Below are 19,297 nucleotides of genomic sequence, written 5' to 3' on the forward strand. Positions count from 1 at the left end.
TTTTTATTGATTATGTAGCGATAAGTTTGATAATAACTCCAATTGCAAAGATTAACGTGAAAAAACCAAAGGACCAAACGAAGCCCATGCCTGAATCGATTAAATCATTGCGTTTGCTTTGGACGTCTTTTTCGAAATGATTCATTTCCGCAACCCTCCCGTTTCGATAATAAGTATAAGTCATTCAGATAAAAAAATCCATATTTGATTGGAAGCGTTGTCTATAAAATGCATATTCTTTTCCTTTTTTGCTACCTGTTGTCACCAATACTGCAGATTGGCATAGGATATCATAACATTACAAGGAATAGAGCGGTTTACTCGCTGTTCACTGGGAGTCCCGGGGTCTTGGTGATCAGCGTTTAATATAAATGAAGAAGCAGCAAAAGCTGCTTCTTCTTTTTGGTTTGATTCCTATTGAAAAAAACAGCTATACGGCATACGATAGGAACAGAGAAAGTTTGAGGTGAGTGGTTTTGTCGATCGTCCCATTACAAAAAAAGTTGAAACAGAAGGAATTTTCTCCGTATTATGTTCTGTACGGAACTGAATCTTATATTATTGAGCAAGCCATATCCGCCATTGTGAAGCATTCGCTGAATGAAGAGGATAAGGATTTTAACTTCTCTGTATATGATTATATGGAAACTCCTATACAAGCGATTATGGAAGATGCGGAAACGCTCCCGTTTATGGGGGACAGGCGTGTTGTCGTCGTGAAAAATGCTTATTTTCTAACGGGGGTAAAGGACAAGAGCAAAGTTGAGCATGATCTTGCAACCGTTGAAAGATATATTCAGAATCCAGCTGAGTTTACGCTTCTCGTTTTCGTGGTCCCAGCTGAGAAATTAGATGAACGAAAGAAAATAGTTAAAACGCTGAAAAAGTCAGGAGAACTGATCGCAGCTCTCCCTTTAAGCGGTGATTCGGCAGTGGAATGGATTAAGGACCGGGCGATTCAGCGGCAAGTGCACATCGATACAGATGCAGCGCAATATTTGACGGCCAAGGTAGGAAATGAATTGATGGCACTCATTCAGGAAATGGACAAACTGGCATTATTCGTTGGGGATGGCGGAAATATCACGATACCCGTCATTGATGAACTTGTACCGAGAACACTGGAAGATAATATTTTTTCGCTCATTGATGATATTGTTCATAAAAAAATTGACGCTGCACTAAGAACTTTTTATGACCTAGCCAAGCAGAATGAGGAACCGATTAAAATTCTCTCCCTAATGGCAAGACAGTTTCGTATTATATATGGGGTGAAAGAACTTTTTTCAAAAGGCTATGGAGAAAAACAGATTGCAGGAGCTTTAAAGCTGCATCCCTATGCAGTAAAGCTGGCTTCCAGACAAGCGAGGCTTTTTGAGGAAGAAGAGCTTCTCAGCATGCTGGATCGCATAGCTGAGGCGGATTATGAGATGAAAACAGGGAAAATGGATAAACAGCTTATTTTGGAACTGATTATGCTGAAGATGGCAAATTAAAAAACGTCCAGCCGATTGGATATCGGCTGGACATTTTTTTTTCATGCTGTGTTAAATCATACTGTTGATATTGTTTTAGGTTGCCAAAAACCATCCATTTGGCAATTATAGAAGGAAAATGAAAAATACCGATTTATGTTTAAAAAATCTGATTTATGTTTAAAATCTACGCTTTTATTTTCAAGTCGTTTATACGCGACAACTTACGACAGGGTTCAACGCATTCGTTTTAAACCAGAACATCACGGACAACATGGTGAATCTTTTATTATTATTAATATGGAATGTCATTTTTTTGAAAAGCGACTGTTAACAGTAGCTTTTCAAAAAAAGACATGAAAAAAACGACCTGTAAGGCCGTTTCGTGTCATTTCCCGTGATTATGCATTGATTCCGTTTAACGCTTTAGCAAGACGAGACTTCTGACGGGAAGCTGCATTTTTATGGATAAGTCCTTTAGTTGCCGCTTTATCAACTTTTTTAGTAGCAACTGTGAAAGCTTCTTTAGCACCTTCAGCATCTTTGTTAGCGACCTTAGTTTCAAAGTTTTTCACAGCTGTACGCATAGCAGACTTTAAAGAAGCATTATGAACACGGTTCTTATCGTTTGTTTTTACACGTTTAATAGCAGATTTAATATTAGCCAATCCATTCACCTCCCTAACATTGCAACTGGATTGCAAAAAAATAGGACACAGAGTATTTTATCAGTTTAATTCTTCAATTGCAATACAAGAATGAAATGGCTTTTTAATGGCAAAAATAGAGACAATATATCTCTATCACAGGACGGTGCCAAAATGAACAACAAAGATTTGGATCTGAACAACTATTCCATTCGGACAGACTTAGCGATCGAAGCACATGAAATGCTGGTAAATGAAGAGAAGATGAAGGAGAAGGAGAGCTCTGTTAAAGGCATCATCATTAAAGAACGGGATCATGATGGAATTAAATATACGAGGGTAGAGATAGATGAAAATGGGGCACAGGCTACCGGGAAAAAACCGGGTACATATTTAACATTCGAGATGCAGGGGATTAGGGAAAAGGATTCGGAGCTTCAGGAACGGGTGCAGGAGGTCTTTGCCCGTGACTTTAAAGACTTTATTAATGAACTTGGAATTCAGGATGATGACACGTGCCTGGTTGTCGGTCTTGGAAACTGGAATGTTACTCCTGATTCTCTAGGACCCAACGTAGTGGAAAATCTATTGATCACAAAACATTTATTTGCTCTGTCGCCTGAAAATGTGGAAGAAGGGTTCCGGCCGGTCTGTGCCATCTCGCCTGGGGTCATGGGGATAACAGGGATCGAAACGAGCGATATTATTGAAGGCGTCATTCGAAAAGTTAACCCTGATTTTGTGATCGCGATCGATGCTCTGGCTTCGAGATCGCTCGAGCGGGTAAACACGACTATTCAAATCTCTGACAGTGGAATCCATCCAGGGTCTGGTGTCGGCAACAAAAGAAAAGAGCTGAGCAAAGACACACTGGGTATCCCAGTTATCGCGATCGGTATTCCTACCGTTGTCGATGCCGTTACGATCACGAGCGATGCCATTGATTATATCCTCAAACATTTTGGCAGGGAGATCAAAGAAAAGGATAAGCCGTCCAAGTCTCTCGCACCAACATGGATGACGTTTGGGGAAAAGAAAATCCTGAAAGAAGACGATCTTCCGCCAGAAGCGGAACGGCAATCCTTCCTGGGAATGATAGGAACCCTTGATGAAGATGAAAAAAGAATGCTGATTCGGGAGGTCCTCTCTCCAATCGGACATAATCTCATGGTAACGCCAAAAGAGGTGGATACATTTATTGAGGACATGGCAAATGTTCTTGCCGTAGGATTGAACACAGCGCTTCACAGGCAGGTTGACCAATCCAATAGTTCTTCCTATACGCACTGACACATAAAAGGACAAGCTGTTTCATAGGATGTAAAGAAACCAATGGTAAACGGGGTGGGTCCTGTGGTTAAATTTATGCTGAAGTGTTTTCTGATCACGGCTGTTTTGTTTTTCGGTGTCCTGCTTGGAATGCAGAGGGCCTCAGTAGGGATGAATCATTTAAAAGGCAATTCAGACACAGGTAAGGCTTTGGCGATAAAGGAAAGCAAAGGACATACTGATGCTGAAGTACTGGGGGCTGCAATAGATGCTAAAGATTTAACGGCGAAACAGAAACTATTAGAAGAGTCTAAAGCCTTCAACTTCTTTTCTTCGCTGGGTGAGAAAGTGTCTGTTCTCATTTCATCTCTTTTTCGAGCGGTCATCGGTCTTATCTCCGCAATACTTTCACAGATATTTGGATCATTAAGCTGACAGTTATTTTCATTTAAGAAAAATAACTGTTTTTTCATGTTTGTTATCAAGTGGAACATTTCAAGGCGTCTCCACTTTTCATTTGGTTCAGCATTGAACAACGGTCTTTGTATTGCTATAATCTAAAATAGTGTACTTTGCGCAAAATGTAGGAGTGAAATGAATGAATCGAGAACAAAAACTGGACAGGCAATCAAGGATTCGCAATTTTTCCATCATTGCTCATATTGACCATGGAAAATCAACGCTGGCTGACCGGATCCTTGAGAAAACCAGCGCCTTGACTCAAAGAGAAATGAAAGAACAGCTTCTGGACTCCATGGACCTTGAACGTGAACGGGGGATAACCATAAAGCTGAATGCTGTTCAGTTAAACTACAAAGCTAAAGATGGAGAAGTGTATACATTTCACCTGATTGATACTCCAGGACATGTTGACTTCACGTATGAAGTATCAAGAAGCCTTGCGGCCTGTGAAGGGGCGCTTCTGATTGTTGACGCTGCCCAGGGAATCGAAGCCCAAACCCTTGCTAATGTTTATCTTGCACTAGAGAATGATCTGGAAATCCTTCCTGTCATTAATAAGATCGACCTTCCGAGTGCTGAACCGGAGAGAGTGAGGCAGGAGGTTGAAGATATCATCGGGCTTGATGCATCCGAAGCTGTTTTAGCTTCAGCGAAAGCTGGGATCGGGATTGAAGAAATACTGGAACAGATTGTCGAAAAGGTGCCAGCGCCATCTGGAGATCCGGACGGCCCGCTTCAAGCTCTTATTTTCGACTCGCTTTATGATCCATACCGGGGAGTAGTAACGTATATCCGTGTAACCGAAGGCACGGTTAAAATCGGCGATAAAATCAAAATGATGGCGACAGAGAAAGAATTTGAGGTAGTGGAACTCGGTGTGTTCACGCCAAAAGCTGTCAACAAGGATTTCTTAACAGTCGGTGACGTAGGCTACTTGACTGCTGCCATTAAAAATGTAGGCGATACTCAAGTCGGGGATACCATTACGAGTGCTGTCAAACCAGCCAGCGAACCGCTGCCTGGGTACCGAAAAATGAACCCGATGGTATATTGCGGATTATATCCAGTTGATAACGCAAAATATAATGATTTGCGCGAGGCATTGGAACGGCTTGTTTTAAATGATTCTGCTCTTCAATATGAACCTGAGACCTCTCAAGCACTCGGGTTCGGCTATCGCTGCGGATTCTTGGGGCTGCTTCACATGGAGATTATTCAGGAGAGGATCGAACGTGAATTTAACATTGACCTCATTGCAACAGCACCAAGTGTAATTTACAATGTTTTGTTAACTGACGGTGAAGAGATGATCGTTGATAACCCGGCCAACATGCCGGAAGCACAGCTCCTTCAAAAGGTAGAAGAACCTTATGTAAAAGCGACGATTATGACACCGAATGATTATGTAGGGACCATCATGGAAATCTGCCAGAAAAAACGCGGGATTTTCCAGACGATGGATTACCTGGAAAATAACCGGGTAAACGTGCTTTACGAAATCCCTCTCTCTGAAATTGTCTATGATTTCTTTGACCAGCTGAAATCGAGCACGAAAGGCTATGCTTCACTTGACTATGAGTTGATCGGCTACAAGCCTTCCAAGCTGGTTAAGATGGATATATTGCTAAACGGAGAAAAAATCGATGCTCTTTCTGTCATCGTTCATAAAGATTTTGCTTATGAACGCGGAAAAGTAGTCGTTGAAAAGCTTAAAGAACTGATTCCTCGCCAGCAGTTTGAGGTACCTATTCAAGCCTCAATCGGACAAAAGATCATTGCAAGGTCCAATATTAAAGCACTTCGTAAAAACGTTCTTGCCAAGTGTTACGGCGGAGATATTTCCCGTAAAAGAAAATTGCTTGAAAAGCAAAAAGAAGGTAAGAAGCGCATGAAAACCATTGGACGAGTCGAGGTGCCGCAGGAAGCCTTCATGGCGGTACTGCGAATGGACAACGATTAATTCCACAACGAAATAAAATAAGCAACAGGACGAGACCGCATATTTTTGCGGTCTTTCACAAATTTTAGACAAGAAAGCAGGGATCATATGCCAGAAGCGGCTTATTTTCATATCCCGTTCTGTGTGAACATTTGCCATTATTGCGATTTTAACAAGGTGTTCTTAAAAGGACAGCCCGTTAACGAATATTTAACCTATATGGAAAAAGAAATGATCAACACAGTTAGACAGACCCCATATTCCAGGATGAAAACCATCTTTGTCGGCGGAGGTACGCCCACTGCACTCGATTACGAACAATTTGAAACGTTTCTTAAGATGGTGAACCGACACTTTTCTTCTGACGAACTCGATGAATTCACCGTAGAAGCTAATCCGGAACAAACCGATCGAAAGAAACTGGAGATCATGGGGGCCTTTGGGGTGAACAGGCTGAGCATTGGTGTGCAGGCCTTTCAGGAACAGCTTTTAAAAGAACTTGGACGGACACATGTGAAAAAGGACGTTATTCGAACAGTCTCTGAAGCAAAAGCTGTTGGCATCGAGAATATTTCTCTGGATATTATGTTCGGACTGCCCCATCAAACCGTTGATATGCTAAAAGAAACGCTCGAAATTGCATTTTCATTAAACGTCCCCCATTTCTCGGCCTACTCCCTTCAGCTTGAAAAAAAGACGGTGTTTTACAATCGTGCGGTAAAAGGGGACTTGCTGCTGCCGGAGCAGGAGGAAGAAGCCCAAATGTATGAAGTCCTTATGGAACAGATGGAGAAGCACGGTTATGTCCAGTATGAAATTTCAAACTTTGCGAGACCCGGTTATGAAAGCAAGCATAATCTGCAATACTGGGATAATAACGAATACTATGGCATAGGAGCCGGTGCCCATAGCTATGTAAATGGCAAACGCATGGCCAATGCAGGGCCATTGAAGAAATATATGTCGTTGATCGATGAGACAGGCTTTCCTTATGTTCATTCTGAAACGCTGGCTCCATCGGCTAAAATGGAGGAAGAACTTTTTATGGGATTGAGAAAAATGGATGGTGTATCTGATACCCGATTTAAACAAAGGTACGGAAAGTCCATGTATGAAGTATTTGGCCCGCAGATCGAACAGCTGCTGGCAAAGGGGTGGCTTAAAAAGTCCGATGACAGGGTATCACTGACGAAGGATGGAACGTTTTTAGGGAATGAAGTGTTTCAGGAATTTATCGGTGTGGTTTAATCGTTGACAATCTTCAGTTGCTTTTGGTAATTTAATATTAGATTTAGCACTCGCTCTTTCGGAGTGCTAACAGCCTCGGAGGTGAAAGGATGTTATCTGAAAGACAGCTTTTTATACTTCAAGTGCTGATTGATGATTACATCCAGCATGTTGAACCTGTAGGATCAAGGACCATTTCCAAAAGAGAAGATGTCCATTTCAGCCCGGCGACCATCCGGAATGAGCTGGCGGACTTGGAGGATTTGGGATTCCTTGAAAAGACTCACACTTCATCAGGCAGGATTCCGTCCGAGAAAGGGTATCGCTTTTACGTCGATCACCTTTTGAGCCCCACGGTTCTTTCGACAGCGGATATTTTTAATATACAGGCGCTATTCAACGAGAAATTGGAAGAAACCGAACGTATTTTTGAACAATCAGCTAAAATTCTTTCTGAACTTACCAACTATACATCAATCATTCTTGGACCGGAAGCGATTGAAACGACATTAAAACACATTCAGTTGATTCCTTTAGGATCCCAGCAGGCCGTTGCTATATTTGTGACGAGTACGGGACATGTTGAAAACAGGCATGTGATCCTGCCCGAAGGAATTGCGCCCGAAGAGATTGAGAAGCTGGTCAATATCTTAAATGAGAAGCTGGCAGGGGTGCCTCTCGCTGAACTTCACAAAAAAATCCAGGATGAACTCAACGTTGTTTTCAGAAAGCATCTGATGAATCATCGGCAGGCTTCCCTGTTTATTGATGATATCTTTAAATGGAGCAACAAAGATAAGATATTTTTTGGCGGTAAAACCAAAATGCTGTATCAGCCTGAATTCAGGGATGTAGAAAAAGTTCGTATTCTTTTGGACGCCCTGGAGGAAAAGGCGGTCATTGAACAGATGCTTTCAGCGAATAATGATGGCATAACCGTAACGATCGGACAGGAAAATCAGGTAGAAGCTGTCAGAAACTGCAGCCTGATTAAAGCTTCCTATTCGTTTCACGGCAAGCATATCGGCACGATTTCCTTGATCGGTCCTACCCGAATGGAATATAAACGCGTAATCGGTCTGCTTGACACGATCAGCAAAGAGTTTACGAACTTATTTAACGCTAGGTTCTAACAATAACAATAAACTCCGATTATTTTAGGGAGGTGACAACATGGAAGACAAACAAAAGGAAACTGCTGAATTTGAACAAACGGAAAACGCTGAAACTTATGTGGAAGCTGATCAAACAGCCGGCTCTGAGCCTTTGGAAAATGAAGGGGAAACGGCTGAGACAACTGAAGAGAAGCAACGAATTTCAGAGCTTGAAACCAATCTTGCTGACACTGAAAACCGATTGCTCCGCGTACAGGCTGACTTTGAAAACTTTAAGCGGCGTACACGTGAAGACAACGCCGCTCAGTTAAAATATAAATCACAGAGCCTTTTGACACAGCTTCTGCCTGCTCTTGATAATTTCGAAAGAGCATTGGATGTGAAGGTTGAGGATGCTCAAGCTGCTTCTGTCCTTCAAGGGGTGGAGATGGTATACCGCCAGCTGCTTGAGGCCATGAAGAGTGAAGGCTTGGAAGTGATCGACTCCGAAGGCTCAGCGTTTGATCCAAAACTGCATCAGGCAGTTATGCAAGTCCAGGATGAAAAATACGGATCCAATGTCGTTGTTGAAACCCTGCAAAAGGGCTACAGACTTAAGGATCGTGTCATTCGTCCAGCAATGGTTAAAGTAAATCAGTAATATTAAGTTCTTAATATTACATATAAAAGTGGAGGGTATGTAACATGAGCAAAATTATTGGAATTGACTTAGGTACAACAAACTCTTGTGTTGCCGTTATGGAAGGCGGAGAAGCAACAGTTATCCCTAATCCTGAAGGAAACCGTACAACTCCTTCAGTTGTCGCCTTTAAAGATGGCGAACGTTCAGTAGGGGAAGTTGCAAAGCGTCAGGCTGTCACGAACCCAAATACAATCATCTCCATCAAACGCCATATGGGAACAAACCATAAAGTGGATGCAGAAGGAAAAGAGTATACTCCTCAAGAAATCTCTGCAATCATTCTTCAAAAATTGAAAAATGATGCTGAGAGCTACCTTGGAGAAAAAGTAGAGCGCGCCGTTATCACGGTTCCAGCATACTTCAACGATGCACAACGCCAGGCAACAAAAGATGCCGGTCAGATTGCAGGCCTTCAAGTTGAACGTATCATTAACGAACCTACAGCAGCTGCACTAGCTTATGGTTTAGAAGAAGACAACGACCAAAAAATTCTAGTATTTGACCTTGGCGGCGGTACATTTGACGTATCCATCCTTGAAATCGGCGACGGAAACTTCGATGTAATTGCTACATCTGGTGACAATGAACTGGGCGGAGACGACTTTGACCAAGTCATTATCGACTATCTTGTTGATCAGTTCAAAAAAGAGAACGGCATCGATCTATCTCAAGACAAAATGGCGCTTCAACGTTTAAAAGATTCTGCTGAAAAAGCGAAAAAGGAATTATCAGGGGTTACACAAACTCAAATTTCTCTTCCGTTCATCACAGCAGATGCTACAGGACCTAAACACTTAGAGGTTTCCATGAGCCGTGCGAAATTTGAAGAGCTTTCATCTGACCTTGTTGAACGCACGATGGGGCCAACTCGTCAGGCGCTTAATGATGCAGGATTCTCTCCAAACGATATCGACAAAGTCATCTTAGTCGGTGGTTCTACACGTATTCCTGCTGTACAAGAAGCGATCAAGAAGTTTACTGGTAAAGATCCGTTTAAAGGGGTTAACCCTGATGAAGTAGTTGCACTAGGTGCAGCGATTCAAGGCGGTGTTATCACAGGAGACGTTAAAGATGTTGTTCTTGTTGACGTAACTCCACTTTCTCTAGGAATTGAAACACTTGGCGGCGTATTTACGAAGCTTATTGACCGAAATACGGCTATCCCTACAACGAAGTCTCAAGTGTTCTCAACAGCAGCAGACAATCAGCCATCTGTAGACATTCACGTACTGCAAGGTGAGCGTGAAATGGCTGCTCACAATAAAACATTGGGTCGCTTCCAGCTTACGGATATTCCTCCAGCACCGCGCGGAGTTCCGCAAATCGAAGTATCATTTGATATCGATTCAAACGGAATTGTAAATGTTCGTGCCAAAGACCTTGGAACGAACAAAGAACAATCCATTACGATTAAATCTTCTTCTGGCCTTTCAGATGAAGAGATCGAAAAAATGGTAAAAGATGCGGAAGAAAACGCTGAAGCAGATAAAAAGAAACGTGAAGAAATTGATCTTCGAAACGAAGCTGATCAGCTGATCTTTGCTACTGACAAGACATTGAAGGATCTTGAAGGAAAAGTGGAAGAAGCTGAAGTAACAAAAGCAAATGACGCGAAAGATGAGCTTAAAAAAGCGCTTGAAGGCCAAGATATCGAAGCAATTAAAACAGCGAAAGACGCTTTGAACGAGATCGTTCAGCAGCTTTCTGTCAAGCTTTATGAGCAGGCTGCACAAGCACAGCAAGCTCAAGGCCAAGAACAAGGCGAGAAAAAAACCGATGACAACGTAGTCGATGCTGAATACGAAGAAATGAACGACGACGAAAAGAAATAATAACTGATTTTCAGTGAGGAAAAAGTCAAAGTCAGGCGAGCATCTTGGCTTTGACTTTTTTTCCGTTTTAAGATGTAATGTCTAGCTCCAGCGCCTAGTACGAAAATGAATTGCAATTTTCGTCATAGGTCCTCGAGGACGAATTAAACAATTCGTCTTTGGTCGCTTCACTCTTACCCCTCAACACAAAAAGCGTGTTGCTGTGTAAGAATTCCAGCGCTTGTCGGACCTAGCAGGGCGCTTGCGCTTTACTAAATAACCCTTCACATATTTAAAGATCTTTCTTGAAAAAAGAAAAGGAACAATGGTAAGATAATTTTTATGTGAAGATTCGGGAGTGGGATTTCTATGAGTAAACGAGATTACTATGAAGTGCTAGGACTGGATAAAAACGCATCCAGCGATGAAATAAAAAAAGCTTACCGGAAATTGACGAAGCAATACCATCCGGATGTTAACAAGGAAGCGGATGCAGCTGAAAAGTTTAAAGAAGTCCGTGAAGCATACGATACATTAAAGGATCCACAAAAAAAAGCGCAGTATGACCAATTCGGGCATACCGATCCAAACCAGGGTTTCGGCGGTTTTGGAGGAGCTGGAGCCGACTTTGGCGGTTTTGGAGACATATTTGATATGTTCTTTGGCGGCGGCAGTGGTGGAAGAAGAAATCCAAATGCTCCTCGCCAGGGATCCGATCTGCAGTATAATATGAACTTGAAATTTGAAGAAGCTGTTTTCGGAAAAGAAACCGAAATTGAAATTCCTAAAGAAGAAACGTGCGGAACATGCCACGGTTCAGGTGCTAAACCGGGTACCCATCCGGAAAATTGTACCCATTGTAAAGGAACGGGCCAGCTGAATGTTGAACAAAACACACCGTTTGGCAGGATTGTCAATAAACGTGTGTGCCAATATTGCAGCGGAACAGGCAAGCTTATAAAAGAAAAATGCGGAACATGCCACGGAAAAGGGAAGGTAACGACTACAAAGAAAGTCAAAGTTAAGATTCCTGCGGGAGTGGACAATGGACAGCAGATCCGTCTTTCAGGGCATGGAGAACCAGGAGTGAACGGCGGTCCAGCCGGCGACCTTTATGTTGTCTTCAGGGTGCTTCCTCACGAGTTCTTTGAGAGAGACGGAGACGACATTTTCTGTGAAATGCCGATTACCTATGCTCAGGCCGCATTAGGTGACGAAATTGAAGTCCCTACCCTGCATGGCCGGATCAAGCTTAAGATTCCAGCAGGAACGCAGACCGGAACTCATTTCCGCCTAAGAGGCAAAGGAGTTCAAAACGTAAGGGGAAGAGGCCAGGGTGATCAGCATATCCAGGTAAAAGTTTTGACTCCTACGAAATTATCTGAGAAACAGAAACAGCTGCTCCGTGATTTTGCTGAAATCGGCGGCGATGTGCCTGATGAACATGAAGAATCATTTTTTGATAAAGTGAAAAGAGCCTTTAAAGGCGAGTAAAGGATCATAGGAATGGAGTTGATAGAATTGAAATGGTCAGAAATTAGCATTCACACTACCCAGGAAGCGGTTGAACCAATCTCAAACATTCTACACGAAGCAGGTGCAAGCGGAGTCGTCATTGAGGACCCGGAAGATTTAGTTAAAGAGAGATCATCCGTTTATGGGGAAATCTATCAGCTCGATCCTAATGATTATCCTGATGAGGGAGTTATTGTTAAGGCCTATCTGCCTGTGACCAGCTTTCTCGGGGAAACGGTTGATGAGATTAAAGAAGCTATCAATAATCTCATGACCTACGATATTGACCTTGGACATAATAAGGTTACGATCAGTGAAGTAAATGAAGAAGAATGGGCAATGGCTTGGAAGAAATATTACAAGCCCGTTAAGATCTCTGAAAAAATAACCATTACGCCGACATGGGAAGACTATAAGCCGGTTAGCTCTGATGAAGTCATCATCGAACTAGATCCGGGGATGGCATTTGGTACCGGAACCCACCCAACGACTGTCATGTGTCTGCAGGCGATCGAGAAATACCTGCAAAAAGATGATGAAGTCATTGATGTTGGAACAGGATCCGGGGTTTTAAGTATCGCTGCGGCCCACTTGGGAGCAAAGCATGTTCAGGCATATGATCTGGATGATGTAGCAGTTGCGAGTGCCAGGCTTAATGTAAAATTAAATAAAGTAGCCGCTTCTGTTACTGTAAAACAAAATAATCTGTTGAACGGAATTGAAGGTCCTGTTGATTTAATTGCAGGAAATCTGCTCGCGGAAATTATTTTGCGATTTGTTCCAGATGCGGCAAGGGTACTTAAAAAAGGCGGTTTATTTATTACATCAGGCATCATTCAAGGGAAAAAGAATGATGTGAAGGAAAAATTGAAACGCAGCGGTTTTTCAATTGTTGAAATTTTAGAGATGGAAGACTGGGTAGCCATCATTGCACGAAATGATGGACCATTTGCGAAAGAGGTTTAACCCATGCAGAGATACTTTGTCTCATCTGCAGAGATGAATGATTCTTCCGTGACCATTATCGGAGACGACGCTAACCATATTGTTAAGGTGATGAGAATGGAAATCGGCGACCATGTCATCTGTTCTGATAATCAAGGCAGAGTGGCGCTTTGCGAAATAACGGAAATCGATCGTGATACCGTACAGACCAGCATTGTAGAGTCCATTCAGGAGAGTAAAGAGAGTCCAATACGGGTTACCATTGCCCAGGGAATTCCAAAAGGGGACAAACTTGAAACCATCGTCCAAAAAGGCACAGAACTGGGTGCTAAGGCCTTTTTGCCTTTTTCTTCTTCGAGGTGTATTGTTAAATGGGATGAAAAGAAAGGGCAGAAAAAAACACAGCGGCTGGAGAAGATTGCAAAAGAAGCTGCAGAGCAATCGCATCGAAGCCGTATACCCGACATTTTATCTCCTGTTTCTTTTAAGTCTTTATTAAAACAAGCCGCGGAATTTGACTATAAGATCGTTGCCTATGAAGAAGAGGCTAAAATAGGGGAGACCAAGCGTCTTTCTGAGCTTTTTAACCAAATGGCTCCAGGTACTTCCATCCTGTGTGCCATCGGTCCAGAGGGCGGTTTGAGCGAGCAGGAAGTTGATGAGTTAAAAGAAGCCGGCTTTATCCCATGCGGGCTGGGACCAAGGATACTCCGTACGGAAACGGCAAGCTCTTATATACTTTCCGCAATATCTTACCATTTTGAATTAATGAGGTGATTGAAATGCCATCAGTGGCTTTTCATACATTAGGCTGTAAAGTAAACCATTATGAAACAGAAGCAATCTGGCAGCTGTTTCAAGGTGATGGCTACGAACGTAAGGAGTTCGAGCAGGCAGCTGACGTTTATGTAATCAATACATGTACTGTTACGAATACAGGCGATAAAAAAAGCAGGCAGGTCATCCGCCGTGCGATCCGAAAAAATCCCGACGCTGTGATCTGTGTTACAGGGTGCTATGCCCAGACTTCGCCTGCCGAAATTATGGCGATTCCTGGAGTGGATATTGTTGTAGGAACACAGGATCGATCTAAAATGCTTCTTTATATTGCTCAATATAAAGAAGAACGTCTTCCGATAAACGGGGTCAGCAACATTATGAAAGCACGCGTCTATGAGGAGCTTGATGTTCCGTCCTTTACTGACCGTACTCGTGCGTCACTCAAGATTCAGGAAGGATGCAACAATTTCTGTACGTTCTGCATTATCCCATGGGCTCGTGGCCTTCTGCGTTCCCGGGATTCAAAGGAAGTCGTCCATCAGGCGCAGCAGCTTGTTGATGCAGGATATAAAGAAATCGTCCTGACAGGCATTCATACTGCCGGCTATGGAGAAGATTTAAAGGACTACAATTTTGCCATGCTTCTTTCTGAATTGGATGAAAAAGTGGATGGATTAAAGCGTCTTCGAATATCATCCATTGAAGCTAGCCAAATTACTGATGAGGTTATTGAAGTAATGGATCGTTCCGATAAGATCGTTCCTCACCTTCATATTCCACTGCAGTCAGGCTCTAATACTGTGCTGCAAAGAATGCGAAGAAAATATACGATGGAGCTGTTTGCAGATCGGGTCACGCAGCTTAAAAAGGCTTTGCCTGGCCTAGCTATCACATCAGATGTTATTGTAGGGTTTCCAGGCGAAACAGAAGAAGAATTTATGGAAACGTACAATTTCATCCGTGATCATAAATTTTCAGAACTTCATGTCTTTCCATATTCAAAACGGACAGGCACTCCGGCGGCAAGAATGGATGATCAGATTCCTGAGGATATTAAGAACGAACGCGTCCATCGGTTGATTGAGCTTTCTGACCAGCTGGCAAAAGAGTATGCATCCGACTACGAAGGGGAAGTGGTAGAAGTAATCCCTGAAGAAGCGTACAAGGAAGAAGCCGGTACAGGTCTATATGTAGGGTATACACCTAACTATTTGAAGGTTAGATTCCCTGCGAATGAAGAAATGATCGGAAAACAGGTGCTGGTAAAAATCGAAAAAGCAGGCTATCCATATAGTGATGGACAATTTGTTAAAGTGATAGAGGACCAGTCATCAAAACAGATCGTTAACCTATAAAATTCACAATCGTATAGTCCGGGAAACCGGGCTTTCTTTTGCTTAATCACAACTATCTCGAATTTGTAGAGAAGTTTTGGTAAAATATATAAGAATGTACTAATGTCTGAAGGGATGATAGAAGATGTCTGCTATGGATCTTGCAAAATTAATTGACCACACAGCATTAAAACCTGAAACAACAAAGGAAGATATTCTGAAACTTTGTTCAGAAGCAAAAGAATATAATTTCTTCTCTGTCTGTGTTAATCCAACCTGGGTGTACACAGCCTTTGAACAGCTTAAAGGATCAGATGTAGCTGTCTGTACAGTGATCGGCTTTCCACTTGGAGCGAGCACGCCGGAAGTAAAGGCGTTTGAAACGAGAAATGCCATTGAAAATGGTGCGACCGAAGTGGACATGGTCATCAATATTGGAGCTTTAAAAGGGCAGGATTATGATCTTGTAGAGCGGGATGTACGGGCTGTGGTTGAAGCAGCGAAAGGAAAGGCCTTAACTAAGGCAATTATCGAAACATCGCTCCTTACGGATGAAGAAAAAGTTAAAGCGTGTGAAATTGCTGTTAAAGCAGGAATTAATTTTGTGAAGACTTCGACTGGTTTTTCTTCTGCAGGGGCTACAGCTGAAGATATTCAATTAATGCGCAAAACAGTGGGTCCTAATATCGGTGTAAAGGCTTCAGGCGGTGTACGCGACAGAGAGGCCACACTGGCTATGGTTGAAGCAGGTGCATCAAGAATTGGTGCAAGTGCTGGGATTGCCATTGTAAAAGGCGAAGATTCCAATTCTGATTATTAAAACTAAGCGGTTTCTTATTGACCATTACCGATTGGTATATTATAATGGCAAAAGATATGTGACGCATTCCTGACATGGTTTTCATGCCGGAATGGTCTGGAGGGAGGGAAAGAAAATGGCAGAAACTCGTGTTCGCAAGAACGAATCCATTGATGATGCTCTTCGTCGTTTTAAAAGATCCGTTTCCAAAGATGGAACTTTGGCAGAAGTTAAAAAGCGCAAGCATTATGAAAAGCCAAGCGTGAAACGTAAGAAGAAGGCTGAGGCAGCAAGAAAGCGCAAGTTCTAAGAGAGGTGTAAGTTATGAGTCTTCTTGATCGATTAAACCAGGATATGAAACAAGCGATGAAGGACAAAAACAAGCAAAAGCTTTCTGTGATTCGTATGTTGAAGGCATCTCTTCAAAACGAGTCAATCAAGCTCGGGCACGACCTGAATGAAGAAGAAGAGCTCACTGTTCTTGCACGTGAAATGAAACAAAGAAAAGACTCCCTCCAAGAATTTGAAAAAGCCGGCCGCAATGACTTGGCGGATGCGTTGAAAGACGAAATTGTCATCATTACGGATTACATGCCGGAACAGTTAAGTGAAGAAGAAGTTAAAGACATCGTCCTGGCAGCAATTGAACAAGTTGGAGCTGTATCTAAAGCAGATATGGGGAAAGTGATGGGAGCGGTAATGCCAAAAGTTAAAGGCAAAACCGATGGTGCTCTTGTCAATCGCCTTGTCCAACAAAATTTATCTTAAACTCGAACAGACGTCTGAAAGGTTTCTAGCCTTGAGGGCGTCTTTTTGCATGCGTTAAAAGCTGGAGAAGTTCTGGTCCTACAAGAGTACATCCTGTAAAATAAATATGAGTTCTTTCCAATATTTGAAACTTTTTCACTCGTCAAGCGTAATCATTAAAGAGGGAGCAAAAGGGGGGCTAATAGTGAAAAAAGTCCGATTCGTATTTTTTCTTGCGTTAATCATGATCCCTCTGATGGTTTCAATTCAACCTGTAAGCGGTGAGGGAAGCGGAAAAAAGGTGTACGTTATCCCTGTTCAGCAGGAAATTGAGAGAGGACTGGAAGCGTTTTTAAAACGCAGTATTAAAGACGCAGAAAGTGCAGGGGCAGACCATATCATTTTTGAAATCAATACGCCTGGGGGAAGGGTGGATTCAGCAAATAACATCGCTGAAGTGATAAGAGATACGAAGATACCTACTACAGCATACATAGTGAAGGATGCCTTTTCTGCAGGAGCATATATTGCATTGAATGCAGATGAAATTGTGATGAAACCCTCCACAACGATAGGTTCAGCAGCTGTTATAGACTCGCGCGGGAATACAGCTGGAAAAAAAGCAGAATCAGCATGGATCGCGGAAATGGAAGCAGCAGCAGAGTTAAATAACCGAAATCCAAAGTACGCTCGTGCGATGGCTGATGATGATATGGAGTTAAAAGAGCTCGGCCTAAAAAAAGGAGAATTATTAACATTGACTGCTAATCAGGCGGTTAAAGTCGGCTATGCAGAAAAGATTGTAAAAGACCGTTCTGAATTGCTTTCTTATTTAAAACTGGATGATGCTTCTGTCACACAAGAAGATTTAAGTTTAGCGGAAAGGGTTGCCCGGTTTGTTACCAGTCCGGTCGTTGTTCCGATCTTGCTCTCGATTGGCTTCCTCGGAATGGTTATCGAGCTGTTCACAGCTGGTTTTGGCGTAGCTGGAATCATTGGGCTTTCTTCAATGTTTCTATACTTTTTCGGACACCTTCTTGCAGGGCTAGCGGGATGGGAATCGATTGCCTTATTTATTTTAGGAATCATTTTTCTGTTGCTTGAAGTTTTTGTTCCGGGCGGTATTGTGGGGATATTAGGGCTGACTGCGGTGATTGCCAGCCTGGTCATGGCTGCAGGGTCATTAACCACCATAGTGACCTCAATCGCCATCGCCATACTCGTGACAATCATTGGAGCATTCTTGTTCCTTAAATTCTTCGGATACAAAGGCCCGCTCCGAAAACTTGTTTTGTTCGACAGCACGAGTACCGAGAAAGGCTATGTTTCAAGCAGGCAGAGGCATGATTTAACCGGAAGGATTGCAGAGTCTATTACCCCGCTTAGGCCGTCCGGAACAGCAGAACTGGATGGAGAATACTTGGATGTTGTGACTGAAGGGTCTTTCATTCAAAAAGGAAAGCGGATTAAGATTGTAAAAGTTCAAGGTTCAAGAATTGTAGTAAGAGAAGTGAAAGATCATCATGAAGGAGGAATGTAAATGTTTACAGGACCTATTGCTACACTGGTTCTAATAGGAGTCATCGTTATCGTCCTGGCTGTTTTGTTTACCTTTGTTCCAGTCGCTCTTTGGATTTCTGCACTGGCTGCAGGTGTGCGGGTTGGCATCTTTACATTGATTGGAATGAGACTAAGAAGGGTTATCCCTTCCAGAGTTATCAATCCGCTGATCAAGGCTCAGAAAGCAGGGCTTAACTTAACGACGAATCAGCTGGAAAGCCACTACCTGGCAGGGGGAAATGTGGACCGTGTTGTAAACGCCTTAATAGCCGCGCACAGGGCGGATATCGAACTGAGCTTTGAACGGTCGGCAGCTATTGATCTGGCTGGGAGGGATGTACTGGAAGCGGTTCAGATGAGTGTTAATCCGAAGGTCATCGAAACTCCGTTCATTGCCGGTGTAGCGCTCAATGGGATTGAAGTGAAAGCGAAGGCTAGAATTACCGTAAGAGCCAACATCGAACGGCTCGTCGGCGGTGCGGGTGAGGAAACGGTTATTGCAAGGGTCGGTGAAGGGATTGTATCCACCATTGGTTCAAGTGAAAATCATAAGAAAGTGCTGGAGAACCCTGATACGATCTCACAGACTGTTCTTTCAAAAGGTCTGGACTCAGGCACTGCATTTGAAATTTTATCCATCGATATTGCGGATATTGACATCGGCAAAAATATAGGTGCTGCACTGCAGACAGATCAGGCTCTCGCCGACAAGAATATAGCACAGGCAAAAGCTGAAGAGAGAAGAGCGATGGCGGTTGCAAACGAACAGGAAATGATCGCGAAAGTACAGGAGATGCGAGCGAAAGTAGTGGAAGCTGAAGCTGAAGTTCCGTTGGCTATGGCTGAAGCGCTTCGTTCCGGAAAGCTTGGAGTTCTTGATTATGCCAACTTAACAAATGTGATGGCTGATACTTCGATGCGGGAGTCCATCGGAAAATCTGCAGATCCGAATGGTGACGATGAACTTCCAGGAAAAAAAGGAAAATAACC

19 protein-coding genes are annotated in these 19,297 nt (G+C 42.9%); 17 read left to right on the forward strand and 2 right to left on the reverse strand.

All coding sequences use genetic code 11. The annotated features are described in order from the left end of the window. Window positions 1–10: 10 nt before the first annotated feature. Window positions 11–145 carry a YqzM family protein gene (locus AR335_RS23115; RefSeq protein ID WP_082316196.1) on the reverse strand — a complete coding sequence of 45 codons (135 nt, stop codon included), beginning with the start codon at window positions 143–145 and terminating at the stop codon, window positions 11–13. Between the two features lie 331 nt (window positions 146–476). Between AR335_RS23115 and holA the strand changes: the two genes are divergently transcribed. Beyond that, window positions 477–1,496 (forward strand): DNA polymerase III subunit delta, encoded by a 1,020-nt coding sequence (gene holA, locus AR335_RS09625; RefSeq protein WP_062234839.1) that lies wholly within the window; start codon window positions 477–479, stop codon window positions 1,494–1,496. A 380-nt stretch (window positions 1,497–1,876) separates the two neighbouring features. Here holA and rpsT read toward each other — a convergent pair whose 3' ends face one another. Further along, window positions 1,877–2,143, reverse strand: coding sequence for a 30S ribosomal protein S20 (rpsT, locus tag AR335_RS09630; RefSeq protein ID WP_062234841.1), 267 nt, complete (start codon window positions 2,141–2,143; stop codon window positions 1,877–1,879). A 153-nt stretch (window positions 2,144–2,296) separates the two neighbouring features. Here rpsT and gpr point away from each other — a divergent pair, with 153 nt between their 5' ends. The 16 genes from gpr (at window position 2,297) to floA (ending at window position 19,295) form a co-directional block, all read left to right on the forward strand. Next, window positions 2,297–3,412, forward strand: a complete 1,116-nt coding sequence (gene gpr / locus AR335_RS09635; protein ID WP_062234843.1) for a GPR endopeptidase — start codon at window positions 2,297–2,299, stop codon at window positions 3,410–3,412. A 75-nt stretch (window positions 3,413–3,487) separates the two neighbouring features. Then, on the forward strand, window positions 3,488–3,826 hold the full coding sequence (locus AR335_RS09640; protein ID WP_255357584.1) for a DUF3679 domain-containing protein: 339 nt from the start codon (window positions 3,488–3,490) through the stop codon (window positions 3,824–3,826). A 163-nt stretch (window positions 3,827–3,989) separates the two neighbouring features. Further along, the gene (gene lepA, locus AR335_RS09645) at window positions 3,990–5,813 is read left to right on the forward strand and encodes a translation elongation factor 4 (protein ID WP_062234847.1); all 1,824 of its coding nucleotides are present in this window, start codon (window positions 3,990–3,992) and stop codon (window positions 5,811–5,813) included. Window positions 5,814–5,900: 87 nt separating this feature from the next. Further along, entirely contained in the window at window positions 5,901–7,040 is a 1,140-nt protein-coding gene (gene hemW, locus AR335_RS09650; protein WP_062234849.1) for a radical SAM family heme chaperone HemW, read from the forward strand. An 89-nt stretch (window positions 7,041–7,129) separates the two neighbouring features. Next, complete coding sequence (hrcA, locus tag AR335_RS09655) at window positions 7,130–8,152, forward strand: heat-inducible transcriptional repressor HrcA (protein ID WP_062234850.1); 1,023 nt, start codon at window positions 7,130–7,132, stop codon at window positions 8,150–8,152. A 40-nt stretch (window positions 8,153–8,192) separates the two neighbouring features. Beyond that, the gene (gene grpE / locus AR335_RS09660) at window positions 8,193–8,774 is read left to right on the forward strand and encodes a nucleotide exchange factor GrpE (RefSeq protein ID WP_062234851.1); all 582 of its coding nucleotides are present in this window, start codon (window positions 8,193–8,195) and stop codon (window positions 8,772–8,774) included. Between the two features lie 44 nt (window positions 8,775–8,818). Then, on the forward strand, window positions 8,819–10,648 hold the full coding sequence (gene dnaK / locus AR335_RS09665; RefSeq protein ID WP_062234852.1) for a molecular chaperone DnaK: 1,830 nt from the start codon (window positions 8,819–8,821) through the stop codon (window positions 10,646–10,648). Between the two features lie 348 nt (window positions 10,649–10,996). Continuing rightward, entirely contained in the window at window positions 10,997–12,121 is a 1,125-nt protein-coding gene (dnaJ, locus tag AR335_RS09670) for a molecular chaperone DnaJ (RefSeq protein WP_062234855.1), read from the forward strand. A gap of 27 nt (window positions 12,122–12,148) precedes the next feature. After that, window positions 12,149–13,108 (forward strand): 50S ribosomal protein L11 methyltransferase, encoded by a 960-nt coding sequence (gene prmA, locus AR335_RS09675; protein ID WP_062234857.1) that lies wholly within the window; start codon window positions 12,149–12,151, stop codon window positions 13,106–13,108. Between the two features lie 3 nt (window positions 13,109–13,111). Next, the gene (locus tag AR335_RS09680; protein WP_062234859.1) at window positions 13,112–13,864 is read left to right on the forward strand and encodes a 16S rRNA (uracil(1498)-N(3))-methyltransferase; all 753 of its coding nucleotides are present in this window, start codon (window positions 13,112–13,114) and stop codon (window positions 13,862–13,864) included. A gap of 5 nt (window positions 13,865–13,869) precedes the next feature. Next, entirely contained in the window at window positions 13,870–15,222 is a 1,353-nt protein-coding gene (mtaB, locus tag AR335_RS09685; RefSeq protein ID WP_062234862.1) for a tRNA (N(6)-L-threonylcarbamoyladenosine(37)-C(2))-methylthiotransferase MtaB, read from the forward strand. A 133-nt stretch (window positions 15,223–15,355) separates the two neighbouring features. Further along, window positions 15,356–16,021: a deoxyribose-phosphate aldolase gene (gene deoC / locus AR335_RS09690; RefSeq protein WP_062237012.1), complete on the forward strand. Its 666-nt coding sequence runs from the start codon at window positions 15,356–15,358 to the stop codon at window positions 16,019–16,021. Window positions 16,022–16,136: 115 nt separating this feature from the next. Continuing rightward, a complete protein-coding gene (gene rpsU / locus AR335_RS09695) occupies window positions 16,137–16,310 on the forward strand; it encodes a 30S ribosomal protein S21 (RefSeq protein WP_007202240.1) in 174 nt (57 codons plus the stop codon). A gap of 14 nt (window positions 16,311–16,324) precedes the next feature. Continuing rightward, window positions 16,325–16,768, forward strand: coding sequence for a GatB/YqeY domain-containing protein (locus tag AR335_RS09700; RefSeq protein ID WP_062234864.1), 444 nt, complete (start codon window positions 16,325–16,327; stop codon window positions 16,766–16,768). Between the two features lie 184 nt (window positions 16,769–16,952). Continuing rightward, window positions 16,953–18,287, forward strand: a complete 1,335-nt coding sequence (locus AR335_RS09705) for an NfeD family protein (protein ID WP_062234868.1) — start codon at window positions 16,953–16,955, stop codon at window positions 18,285–18,287. Further along, window positions 18,288–19,295: a flotillin-like protein FloA gene (floA, locus tag AR335_RS09710; protein ID WP_053357832.1), complete on the forward strand. Its 1,008-nt coding sequence runs from the start codon at window positions 18,288–18,290 to the stop codon at window positions 19,293–19,295. Window positions 19,296–19,297 lie beyond the last annotated feature (2 nt).

The organism is Fictibacillus sp. FJAT-27399 (assembly GCF_001510655.1).
GTDB lineage: Bacteria > Bacillota > Bacilli > Bacillales > Fictibacillaceae > Fictibacillus_C > Fictibacillus_C marinisediminis.